This is a genomic window from Acinetobacter sp. YH12145 (assembly GCF_013418335.1).
Lineage (GTDB): Bacteria > Pseudomonadota > Gammaproteobacteria > Pseudomonadales > Moraxellaceae > Acinetobacter > Acinetobacter amyesii.
The window spans coordinates 1-11910 of record NZ_VPCE01000006.1 but is presented as its reverse complement, the minus strand read 5'-3'; the positions used below and the strand labels follow the sequence as shown (position 1 = coordinate 11910).

At 42.0% G+C, this 11910-nt stretch carries 11 protein-coding genes; 2 read left to right on the top strand and 9 right to left on the bottom strand.

Annotated features, from left to right (window positions below):
- Nucleotides 1-23 precede the first annotated feature (23 nt).
- Nucleotides 24-2810, top strand: coding sequence for a DUF2339 domain-containing protein (locus FTU80_RS07455; protein WP_180084750.1), 2787 nt, complete (start codon nucleotides 24-26; stop codon nucleotides 2808-2810).
- Between the two features lie 121 nt (nucleotides 2811-2931).
- On the opposite strand, the gene FTU80_RS07450 is transcribed toward FTU80_RS07455, so the two are convergent.
- Together FTU80_RS07450 and FTU80_RS07445 are read right to left on the bottom strand one after the other, a co-directional pair.
- On the bottom strand, nucleotides 2932-3855 hold the full coding sequence (locus tag FTU80_RS07450) for a mechanosensitive ion channel family protein (RefSeq protein WP_180007243.1): 924 nt from the start codon (nucleotides 3853-3855) through the stop codon (nucleotides 2932-2934).
- A 9-nt stretch (nucleotides 3856-3864) separates the two neighbouring features.
- A complete protein-coding gene (locus FTU80_RS07445; RefSeq protein ID WP_078192622.1) occupies nucleotides 3865-4686 on the bottom strand; it encodes a hypothetical protein in 822 nt (273 codons plus the stop codon).
- A 100-nt stretch (nucleotides 4687-4786) separates the two neighbouring features.
- Between FTU80_RS07445 and gspE the strand changes: the two genes are divergently transcribed.
- Nucleotides 4787-6274, top strand: a complete 1488-nt coding sequence (gene gspE, locus FTU80_RS07440; protein WP_180084646.1) for a type II secretion system ATPase GspE — start codon at nucleotides 4787-4789, stop codon at nucleotides 6272-6274.
- Nucleotides 6275-6330: 56 nt separating this feature from the next.
- On the opposite strand, the gene FTU80_RS07435 is transcribed toward gspE, so the two are convergent.
- The 7 genes from FTU80_RS07435 to FTU80_RS07405 form a co-directional block, all read right to left on the bottom strand.
- Nucleotides 6331-6681, bottom strand: a complete 351-nt coding sequence (locus tag FTU80_RS07435) for a hypothetical protein (RefSeq protein ID WP_180084645.1) — start codon at nucleotides 6679-6681, stop codon at nucleotides 6331-6333.
- Between the two features lie 172 nt (nucleotides 6682-6853).
- Nucleotides 6854-7246: a DUF4951 domain-containing protein gene (locus FTU80_RS07430; RefSeq protein WP_180034859.1), complete on the bottom strand. Its 393-nt coding sequence runs from the start codon at nucleotides 7244-7246 to the stop codon at nucleotides 6854-6856.
- A 202-nt stretch (nucleotides 7247-7448) separates the two neighbouring features.
- A complete protein-coding gene (locus tag FTU80_RS07425; RefSeq protein WP_078192618.1) occupies nucleotides 7449-7874 on the bottom strand; it encodes an organic hydroperoxide resistance protein in 426 nt (141 codons plus the stop codon).
- 93 nt (nucleotides 7875-7967) lie between these two features.
- Nucleotides 7968-8792: a carbon-nitrogen hydrolase family protein gene (locus FTU80_RS07420; RefSeq protein ID WP_180084644.1), complete on the bottom strand. Its 825-nt coding sequence runs from the start codon at nucleotides 8790-8792 to the stop codon at nucleotides 7968-7970.
- Nucleotides 8793-8824: 32 nt separating this feature from the next.
- A complete protein-coding gene (gene gigB / locus FTU80_RS07415) occupies nucleotides 8825-9343 on the bottom strand; it encodes an anti-anti-sigma factor GigB (protein ID WP_078189558.1) in 519 nt (172 codons plus the stop codon).
- Between the two features lie 112 nt (nucleotides 9344-9455).
- Nucleotides 9456-10424, bottom strand: coding sequence for an RsbU family protein phosphatase GigA (gene gigA / locus FTU80_RS07410; RefSeq protein ID WP_078192616.1), 969 nt, complete (start codon nucleotides 10422-10424; stop codon nucleotides 9456-9458).
- 98 nt (nucleotides 10425-10522) lie between these two features.
- Nucleotides 10523-11479 carry a VacJ family lipoprotein gene (locus FTU80_RS07405; protein WP_180065847.1) on the bottom strand — a complete coding sequence of 319 codons (957 nt, stop codon included), beginning with the start codon at nucleotides 11477-11479 and terminating at the stop codon, nucleotides 10523-10525.
- Nucleotides 11480-11910: the final 431 nt, after the last annotated feature.

Sequence of the window (11910 nt, the reverse complement as noted above, 5' to 3'; positions counted from 1 at the left end):
TTCAGGAAAATGACGAAGCAGGTATGCTGAAACAGAATAATGAAATCAAGATGATTTGGTTGATGACGCTGATCTTGGTAGGGATCGGGGCATGGTACTTAGACCTCCGTATCCTGAGTTATATCAGTGGCATCGGTTTTATGCTCAGTGTGATGAATTATGTCGATGATTTACAGCACGGCGCTGATGCACTGAGCTCATCAAAACAACCATTTCAAATGACATCAAAGGTTCCATTATATATTGCATCGTTATTAACGGTCGTTGGACTGTTAACAGAATTGGGATACTTGGTTGCGATTGGGATTAGCCTATGGGTTTATTTTTTTCTGCGTTGGCTGAAACGATTGGAACATCAGCTGCATTTATTGCAAGGACGTGCGCTCCAGTCGCAATCGATTCATGCAGCTACTTCAATATCAGCGTCGACAATAGATCGTCCTGAAAATTTTGATTCTGATGATACACCATCTGTACATCCCGAGACGGCAATTGGTACAGTTAGACATCAGGCAACATTCAATTCAACGCTTTCTAATACACCATCCAAGTCTGCGCTAAATCTATCTAGTCAAATTCAGCAATGGCTTTTCCAAGGCAATCCCGTGTTAAAAGTGGCGGTATTGGTCTTGGTGATTGGCGTGGTGCTATTACTCAGATTTGCCACAGAGCATTGGCAACTAAGCTTGGCCATGAAACTGCTGATCGTGAGTTTGATCAGTGCTGGTGTTGTGGGACTGGGTTTTTGGCTACAAACCAAAAATCGCAGTTTTGCCTTGGCTCTAGAAGGTCTAGGTCTTGCAGCGCTGTTTTTGACTTTATTTTTTGCCTATTACAATGCCGTCATTCCGGGCTTTGGCATAGCTTGTTTACTATATGCTGCACTTATGGCATTGACGATTTGGCTCAGTTTGAAACAACAGTCGGTAGAACTGGCAATTATGGCAATGCTGATCGCCTATCTTGCGCCATTTACCTTGCCTGTTCGTGATGCAACTGCAACGGAATTTATTGCCTATTATCTTGTGATTAATATTGCTGTTGCGGTCATGAGTACATTAAGACCGTGGAAATATCTGAATCAAATCGCTTTTTTGATGACGGTGATTATGGGTGGAGGATATGCTTTTTACCACGGATACACCACCGAACGTCAGATGATGAGCGTGTTGGTTTTAGCTCACGCTGCGATTTTTATTTGGCTCGGTTTTCGTTTTAGTCAGTTATTGGCGAAACAAGATCTTGCGCATTTTCAGCTTAAACCTGCCTTGGATATTGCACTGATTTTTGCCGCACCAGTGCTTGCTTATCTGGCATTGTATTTGATGTATTTTGAGGAAACGGTATGGCAGGCGGGGTATAGCTTGCTATTCGCGGCGCTTTTTGCCGCGCTGTATAGCATCAGTAAACGTAGTGCTGTGATCCCACTGATTGCACAAAGTTATTTGAGTTTGACCTTAATTTTCTTGGTATTGATTCCACCGATAGTATTGAAAGAGCAGTGGAGTGTGGTCGGTTGGGCAGTTGAAGGTGCATTGATATTTATATATGCCTTATACAAGCAGTCCAATATCAGCCGTTATTTAGGCATGGCGCTCTTGGTGATGGCGGGTTGTTCAAGTCTGTATTATTTGGTTCAACTGCCACATTTCCCTGCACAGATGTATTGGGGCGTGTGTTTGAGCTATTTGGCGGCCATTATCGTGACGCACGCGGTTCCTGCATTTCATAAACAGCTTTCAAGTTCGAGTATTGCCTTTCAATGTGTGCAAATGCTCTCAGCAACTACTATGTTCACCATGTTGCTCTTAGATTGGCTGCAGAGTAGTCATCAATTGGCCTTGAGTTTATTGATTGTCAGTGTGGCCTATCTGTTGGTGAATGAAGGCTTGTTAAAACGAAAAGCTTCGTGGAGTTGGTCCATCATTAAGTGGACCGGTCTAGTGCCTGTTTATGTGATGGGGCTGTACCAAGTTATTTCAGTGAGTGAGAACGGTCAGTTACTTTGGCATTCAACGATGGAGCAGATGTATTTTGCATTCGCTGGGCTGAGCTTGGCGCTGCTTTGGCTACGACCATTACTCGGTGTACGTGAAGAAAAAGAATGGGTCAGTCTCGGAATTTTGAGTAGCTTGGCGTGGACCAGTCTGACGCTGATACCCAGTATGCCGTATATCAGTGTGGTAATTTTGCCGCTGATATTTTGTGCATGGTGTTATTGGCAAGCGCAGCAACCGGTCTGGAAAATGTTTTGGCAAGCGCGTAGCAGTTTGTTTTTGGCTTTAAGTTGGATCATCAGTTCGCAATTATTTAGTCAGCAGGCCTTTGTGGGATATATCTTGCCGATACTGAATCCTTTTGATGCAGTGAGTTTGCTGTTGTTAGCGGCTTTTTTATGGATGTTGAATCAACAGTTAAAAGCTGGTTTAGATCGTAGCTTGGCTGCCGTGTTGAGTGTCCTTGGGCTACTTTGGTTAAGTAGCTATGTCGTGCTTCGTGCCTTACATAGGTATCTGGATACGCCTTATAACAGTTTAGACATTTGGAGCGATGCGACCGTTCAACTGAGTTTTACTGTGCTGTGGGTGTTATTGGCTTTGGTGAGTATGCGCTTTGCCACTCAGCGCCAATTACGTTCAGTTTGGCTGCTCGGCGGCAGTATTTTGGTCTTGGTCACTTTGAAATTGGTTTTGCTGGATTTATCTCATGTCGGCACACTCATGCGAGTGATTTCATTTATGGCGGCAGGTTTTGCCATGCTTTTGATTGCCTATATTGCACCCATGCCGAATGACAAGGTTGAACCATGATGAAATTCTTAAAGGTACGAGATCACTAAGCTATACAGGTCGATGGCTATAAAAGTACATGATAAAAAAAACCTGCACATTTGAAGATATGCAGGGCCTTTCATATCAAGTCGATAGACCATTATTTGAGTTGAGGCTCTCGTTGAATTTCTTGCGCATTGGCATATTGATCGACGTTAGCATCGCTTGCTTGTGTAGAAAGTGGGTGGTCAACAAAACCCATTTTCGGGACAGGGATTTCAATTTTATTTTCGACAAAGGCATTTCGAATCCGTTCCTGCATTTCATCACGGACTTTCAGGAAATTCTCTCTTTGACACCAAATAGCAAAAAGCAGCTCAATGGAAGATTCACGAAAGGCAGTGACGGTCACGGCAGGTTTAGGATCGGCCAAGACCAATGGATATTTACTAACGGCATCTAATAAAACTTCACGGACTTTGATGATGTCTTCATGAAAGTTAATTGCAAGGGTAATTGGAATTCGCCGTATTGGAAACTTAGACAGGTTATGTACAGGTGCCCGAATCAGTTGTTCATTCGGCAAACGGACATAGACATTGTCCTGCGTGAGTAATTTGACCGACAGTAAATCAATCGAGATTACTTCACCTTCAATGGTATGCCCGCGAATCAGTGTCAATTGAATGGTATCACCAACTTCAAAAGACCCTTCACCGATCAAGAACATCCCGCTGATCAGGTTGGATGCGGACGTTTGCGAGGCAAAACCCAGTGCGACCGTTAAAATACCTGCCGCACCCAAGAAGACGCTGAGTTTAAAGCCGGCTTCTTTTAAACTTGCCATCACAAAGATTAAAAAGATGAAATAGAAAATCCCGCGACGCCAAACCAACTGCTGATGGGCATTGAAACGCATACCTACAGTACGAATAAAGGTATTCGAGATAAAACGTGCAATCAGAAAGCCGATGACTGCTAGTAAAACAGCCACCAATAATTCTGTCAGCCGATCAGTATTGAGATTGGCGACCATTCCTTTTAGGCTGCTGGTGATTTCTGTCGAAATATTTAAATCTGCCATGGCTCACCGTTAGAAAAATGAATCAAACATATTGAATAGTACATTGGCTGACTCGCGTGGCGGATGCAGATAAATTACGTCACCGGCTTGTGGCGGTGTACGGTTTTCAATTTTGACCCGCGGCGGTTTGTCATGACCTTCATGGACGACCCGAATTTGTGAAGTCCATAAACGTCCCGTACTTTCACTATAAAATAATGGCAAAGCCGGTACAGGGACATTCATTCGGTCAAAACGAATCTGTTGGTTACTCACGTTATGAAACTCAATAGGGGTTACTGCACGAAAAGCACGAGGTTTGAGTTGTTTGAGTTCTGTACGACCATCGACTGCTGTGGCATAGCAAATTTCCCCCATTCGATGATTTGGTCCAAACCAAGTATCTTTAGGTAAAATCACAGGTATATCAAACAAGGGTTCTCTAAGACCTTCGACAAAGCCGGCAATCCACAGCGGCGTACTGATATATAGCGTTCCGCGCTGTCCGGCTGGAATATAAATCGGATCGACCGGTTTAATCACCACAGACCGATCTGCCAAACGTGGCATGATTTGAATTTTGTCATGCGTCTGGCGGAACATATAACGTTCCATTTTAATGGGTTGTGGAAAACCAAATTCAGGGTCTTGAATCGGATGCCATTGCTGCTCATAGTCAAACTGAAAGGTCGGGCGATGATATTCCATACGCCACTCTTGCATGCCGCGCGTCACCCGGAACAATAAAGACCCAAACTGCCAACTGCGCGGGTGATTCAGTTCAAATTGATATTCCCCCCACCATTTACGTTTTGGGGATTCCTTTTCAGTCAAATCATTTTCTAATGGCAATGCGTATATCCCTTGTCCTGATAAATCCTAAAAACAGACTTCACGCTGTCAGATGCTTAGAGTACACTCAAAACAACTTTTTTCATCATTATAATGCGTGATGCAAGTACTTAAACAATTACAAATACCATATAGTTTTGCCAAACGTCATGGCGTATTGCTTCGATATGAGGGTGATCAAGCTTTTATTGTACGTCGTGACAGCACGCCACTGCTGGCTTTACAAGAAGCACGTCGCTATTTAGGGCATCCTGCACAATATCAATTATGTAGTGAGCAAGAGTTTAATCAATTACTCAGTGCAAGCTTTGCCGGAGACACCGGTGAGTCTCAACAAGTGGTAGCGGGTCTGGAAGATCATCCTGATTTACTTAGCCTTGCGGACTCTGTACCAGAAGCTGAAGATTTGATGGATCAGGAGGATGATGCGCCGATTGTACGGTTAATCAATGCCTTATTGTCTGAAGCGATCCGTGTCGGTGCTTCAGATATTCATATCGAATCTTTTGAAAAAAAGCTGTCTGTCCGCTTACGTGTCGATGGTCAGTTACGTGAAATTGTGCAGCCACGTCGTGAACTAGCACCACTGTTGGTGTCACGGATCAAAGTCATGGCCAAACTCGATATTGCAGAAAAGCGAATTCCACAAGATGGTCGTATTTCACTACGTTTGGCGGGCCGAGAAGTTGATGTTCGTGTATCAACCTTACCATCTTCCTATGGTGAACGTGTGGTGATGCGTTTACTCGATAAACAAGCTGGGCGTTTAAACATGACCCATTTGGGCTTGATGCAGCATGACTATGATCGATTGAAACAACTGGTACATCGTCCGCATGGCATTATTTTGGTTACAGGACCAACGGGTTCGGGTAAAACCACAACCTTATATGCGGCATTGTCTGATCTAAATGATGGTTCAAAAAATATATTGACTGCGGAAGATCCAATTGAGTATCAACTTGAAGGGATCGGGCAGACGCAGGTCAATACCAAAGTGGATATGACCTTTGCTCGTGCATTAAAAGCCATGCTTCGACAAGACCCAGATGTGGTGATGGTCGGGGAGATTCGTGATTTAGAAACTGCTGAAATTGCAGTACAAGCGTCATTAACAGGCCATTTGGTACTTTCAACGCTGCATACCAATACAGCAATCGGTGCAGTGACCCGTCTTAAAGACATGGGGATTGAACCCTTTCTACTGTCAAGCTCATTGATAGGTGTGGTGGCGCAGCGTTTGGTTCGAACCTTGTGCCGTCATTGTGCGACTTGGCATGATGCCGATGATTTTGAAAAAGACTTATTTAAGCATCTCGATGCCTCGACCGAATTAAAATTGCCACAACCTAAAGGCTGCGAACAATGCTCGCATACTGGATTTACAGGGCGTACCGCAATTTATGAAATCGTCCCGATTGATGAGCAAACACGTCGCCTCATCCATGGTAATGCTGCTGAGTTTGAGTTAGAAAATCATGTACGTGCAAATGCGGGTTCAATTCGTGATGATGGATTGCGTAAAGTTTTGGCAGGTAAAACCACGATAGAAGAGGTTTTACGTGTAACCAATGAAGCGGCTGAATAGTCGGTGTGAATTATAAAAAAAGCCCCGAAGCCTGTGCAAGGACTCGGGGCTTTGCTTTAGTTAATCTTTTCAAAATGAATAACAGCATCGTATGCTTTATCTGTCAGAGTGAGGTGAGTTGCATCACTGAGTTTCATTTCAATGTTATTGCTCTCTTTATATTTCAAAACATCATTATTCACTTCGGCCATACCGGATGAAGCACTAGAAGTGCGCTCAGTATTATTTTTATCGAGCCAAAATTCGTCTTTAATTTGGTAGTCATCGCCTTGTTTGCTAATGGAAAGTTTGCGTAGGCTCTCCGTGTCAGGTGTTTGTTTCCATTCCCCTGAAAAATCAGGCGCAGGTGTTTGGCTACATGCGGCTAAGGCCAAGCTTAGAAAAAGCATCGAAAAGTATGTTTTCATTGTAAAGTCCTGAAAATGATTTTAATTTTTTATGGATGTATAGTTAATTATAGTTTGAATATTAAACATTTTTTAAATTTTATTCATTATTCTTTCTATCGAATGTCTCATAATTTTTTATTTTAATTTGAACAAAAACAGCCCAAAAAATATGGGCTGTACGGTCTTTCACTTACCACAAACTGACAACTTTCTTCATCAATTCAGCACGAATGGGCGCGGTTGGGTTACCTGCATTGCGCTGCGTTTCATTTTCATAAAACTTTTGCCAAGTTTGAACCATCTCTAAAGTGACATCTTGAGTTTTAAGCTTTTCAACGTCGGCTTTACTGATATTGGCTAAGCGCGCTGCTGCACCCTCTGGGCCTGTGCCCCAACCAATGATGCCTTGACCATAGGCAGGTAAAGACATGTTGTTCGGTGTTGGCGGTAGCGCAAGACGTTGAATATCTGGATTGACCAGGGATTTAATTTGAGGGCGGACTTTTTCAGACAGCGTTAATTCGGCAAAACTTAGTGTAGATGCGCTGATTAGCAATGTACTGATAAGGAGAGGTTTAAGCATCATAGATCAATAAATGAATGTAAATAAGAATCGTTATATATTTTAGCAAGGTTTTGGTAGCTGAATATGAATATTTAAATGTATTGGAAATGGATAAGATTTTATTTTGAGCTCAGCTGTAGATGTGTAGAGGTCAAAAAACTCAAAGCACTATTTTATAAGGAATTAAAACAGTGCTTTGTATAGATAGGTACAAATGGATTTAAGTCAAAACATTCAAAGTGACATTAATATTGTTTCGGGTCGCATTTGAATAGGGGCACACAATATGTGCAGCATCGACCAATTTCTGTGCCTCGCTTGCATCCATACCCTCAAGATGAATATTAAGCGTCACTTCGATACCAAATCCTGTTGGAATAGGGCCGATACCAACATCACCCTCGACGTAGGCAGTAGGGGTAATCGAAATTTTATCTCGGTTAGACACAAATTTCATTGCACCTAAAAAACAGGCTGAATAACCAGCGGCGAAGAGTTGTTCAGGATTCGTACCATTACCTGTACCCCCCATAATTTTCGGCACAGCCAATTGAACATCTAAATGACCATCGGATGTCGTTGCACGACCATCACGACCACCAGTGGCTTTTGCATGGGCTGTATAAACTGCTTTTTCTAAAGTCATTTTTCTAATCCCTCAGATGATGGTTCAAAATCATATCGTGGGGGATTTTGTTTAAATAATATTCAGTTTTTTTGTAATTTTATAGAGTGAAAATCAATATTGAACCAAAACACGGTGCTGCATCAGTGGCATTGATGCGCGAATCTGTTGCTGCTCGTCTAAGTCAAAAGGAACTGTGAGTAGTTGAGCGCCTTCTTCCGCGGTGATTGCTAAAATTTGACCACGGCTGTTGCTTGCTCCAGCATGACCCCAAGTTTGACGCTTTTCACCATGCCAGCCTTGTTGTGCGGCACCTAATACGGCACATTGACTATCCATGGCACGAGCTTGCAGTAACAACTGCCAGTGCATTTCACCCGTGGTATAAGTAAAAGCTGCAGGCGCCGTTAAAATGTTTGCACCTTGGCTACGAAGTTTCAAAGCCAGTTCAGAAAAGCGCAAGTCGTAGCACACCATCAGGCCAATATTGCCAAAAGGTGTTGTTGCAACTACGGTTTCAGTACCAGGTTCAAAAAATTTTGATTCTTGATAGCCACCGACAGCGTCACCAACTTGCACATCAAATAAATGAATTTTGTCATAACGTGCTTCGGTACGTTCAGGGCTGATACACAGGCTGACAGTACGGACACGGCCATCTTGAATGATTGAACCATCTGGACGATAAGGGCATGGGAGTGTGCCCGCAACAATCCAAAGTTGATAACGATGTGCGAGTTGTTCTAGTCGCTGCTGAATACTTTCAAATTGCGCCGCGGTTTCACGTTGTTTACCTGCGGCAAAGCAGACAAAATTTTCAGGAAATACAATGAGACTCGCACCTTGAGCCTGACTTAGTTGCATCAATGATTCGATCACTTTGAAGTTATCTTCAATGTCATTTTGAGAATTCATTTGTGCAACGGAAAGTAAAGTCATGCGAAGAGGGTCTCTGCTGTGATTAACCTAAATTAGACATTTTGCTGCTTGGGTTGCTCTAGATTGTCCTGCTCTTTTTGCAGTTGTTTTACCAAAGGCTCAAACATATTTTGGTTGCTATCATTTAGTTTCATCAGCGTTTTGTGTGCATCTAAAACCGTATTCAGCATATTGCTATGGGTAATGTGTTCTTCCATAAGTGCGCGAGTGCATACACTTGGATCACCACAATAATTCAAAATAACAAACACTTGACCTAAACCCATGCTATTGGCAAGCGTTGTGATATCAGAGTTTGTAGACAACATTACCGCTTGGATATGGTGAACTTGTTTGAGCTTCAAACCCAGTTTCGCCAAAATGCCAAGGACAGTACTATCGATAAATGTCGTTTGGGTTAAATCAACGATTGCACCGACGACATTTTGTTGCTGTTCAATTTTGTTTAATAACTTGTCTAGACTAATACAAGATTGGGCACGCACTTCGCCAATAAGCTTAAAAATATGCGTTCCGTTCAAGCTTGCATATTCAACATGACCTGTTGACATATAAATGCCATTTGCAGAGAAGGATAGTAAATTATCCCATAGGGGCACAGCTTACTCAAGTAGCCGAGTATGATCAGAAAGTCGTATTCGGTTTAAGTGATTGATTTCGTGATTAATTGATTCGACGTAAACTTAGGATGGCAATATCATCAGCAACATGGTCTGGTGCTTGAAATGATTGATTTTGCAAGTGATAAACCAATTGACCTAGCTGTTCATTCAATCCACCGTCAAAAGGTTCAAGTGCGCCATCCGAGCAAATTACAAAGCGTGAATAACGATTTAAGGTGAATTCAAACTCTTCAACTTCTAGGTCTTCAGTTAAGCCAAGTGGAAAGCTACTGGTATTTAAAATTCGTGCGGGAAGACCGGGTTCAAATAAAATGGCCGGCGGATAATGGCCTGCACTAGACCATTTCAAGACATGCGTATCGAGATTAAGTATTCCCGCAATCATGGTAATGTGCTTTTCAATATTTTCTTGAACCAACATGCCATTGAGCTTTTTGATGAGTTCTCTCGGGGTTTTTGAACGACCGTGGAAAGCAGCCATCCAAGAGGTCAGTAAACTACTCGTCACCCCATGACCAGATACATCTGCGAGATAAAACATGATTTCTTTATCGCTGATTTTCCAGTAATCGTACCAATCACCGGATAAATAGGCTGAAGGCTGGAAGAATGTTTCAATTTTATAGTTGTGGAGTTCAATCGGGTTGGGCAGTAAACGTTTTTGCAAATCTGCAGCAGAAGGGAGATCACGGCTGTCTTGATTGCGTTTGTATTGCGCATCAATTTTAGTGAGTGCCACCTGAAGGTTAGTTGGGATATGATCCCAAACCCATCCTGCTAAAGCGCCTTGTTGCCAAGCTTGAGCCAATGCAGCACCTTCATGCTCAAAAGCAAGCACAATAGTAGGAAGTGTCCATTGGTGATTTAAAAAGTCGGCAACATCAGCAATTGCAATGATCGTTGGATCATACAAGTCTAGATCTTCAATGTTAATCATTTGTACGCTAGGAAGCGCATCAAGTACCTGATCTAAATATGGAATATCACGAGTAGGTTGAATGAAATACATAAAGAATTAGATGAATCCTTCGATAGACAATAAGTGTACTATAGCAAGCTAATGATGGCTGGAGGGAAAAACCACACCAGCCAATTGAAAAATTTTATTTATTCAGTTGTTACCGTGTCGGTATCATCTGAACTGCTGTCATCAATGAAATCGGTAGAATCATCAGATGAAACATCTGTTGAATTATCTTCAGATTCATCAATATCGTCATCTTCTTCATCAATAAATAAGTTTTCTTCAGCGATACCTTTTTTCTCAGAAATTGAATAATTCAGGCGTTGTAAATAGATGTCGCGAATTTGAGCATATTTATCCCCTTGTAATACACCTTCAATATCCAGTAATTGAGCGCGAGTATCGATTCCACGTAAAGTTTGCTCAGACCAATACGCCACATCATGACCATCAAGCATATATTTCTGTGGACGTCCTTGACTATCTACTGCTAGACCGACGGTTTGGCGCAATGTGCTTGGACCAAGCACTGGTAGAACAATATAAGGACCAGAAGGAATACCGTAATAACCTAAAGTCGCGCCAAAGTTTTCATCTTCTGTTTCTAGACCTAGACGGCTTGCAGGGTCAGCAAAGCCTAAAGTTGTCAGTGTATTAACAGTAAAACGCCCCAGACTTTTTGCGGCACGTGTCGGTCGTCCTTGGATGAGTTGGTTAAACGCATTCCACGGTTCGCCCAAATTTTTACGGAATAAACGATAAGATTCACGAATATCCTTAGGAGTTTTCGCTACATATTGCACAGCAGCAGGGCGAGCAATATGGACATCTAAATAATCATTAAATGCGTAAACTTTCCGGTTGATCGGCTGAAAAGGGTCTTTATCTTCTTCTGATTGTGCTGCATTGGCATTTACAGATAATTTTTTTGCAACTTCAGATGACTTGACCATCGCAGCATGCGCAAGTTGTTGTGTTTTTGATTTATTGGCAGCTTCAGAGTCTTGAGCAACAGGTGCTGAAGACTCGTCATTTGCAAATACAGGTGTTGTTACGACAAGTGACAATAATCCTGCATATAAAAAAGAAGTTTGGCGCATATATAGTCCTGACGCTTTTAGCGCGGCAAAATGTTTGCCGTATAATAAGTAAAAACGTTCAAATAATCCTGATTTATTACTATTAAACCAAATTTGATCAAAATATGAATGAAAAAATGTAATTTGAGTGAAAAATGTGCGCTCAAAATAATTATTTAAAAAAAGGTGTTGCGTTGGATCAGAAATGCTGTAGAATGCACATCCATCGGCGGTGATGAAGATTAAAACTTCTGATAAAACAATGACTTGGTTGAATTGATTAAGTTAGGTTTTATTTGATAAGTTTAAAAATAATTTGAATTACCAGTTGACTCTTTAGAAATAAAGAGTAATATAGCCGACCTAGCTTGCTGGTGACGAACCAACAAGAAGATCATTAAGAGATTATGAAGAACAACTTGTGTGGATTTTTACTGATTGATTGATCGAAA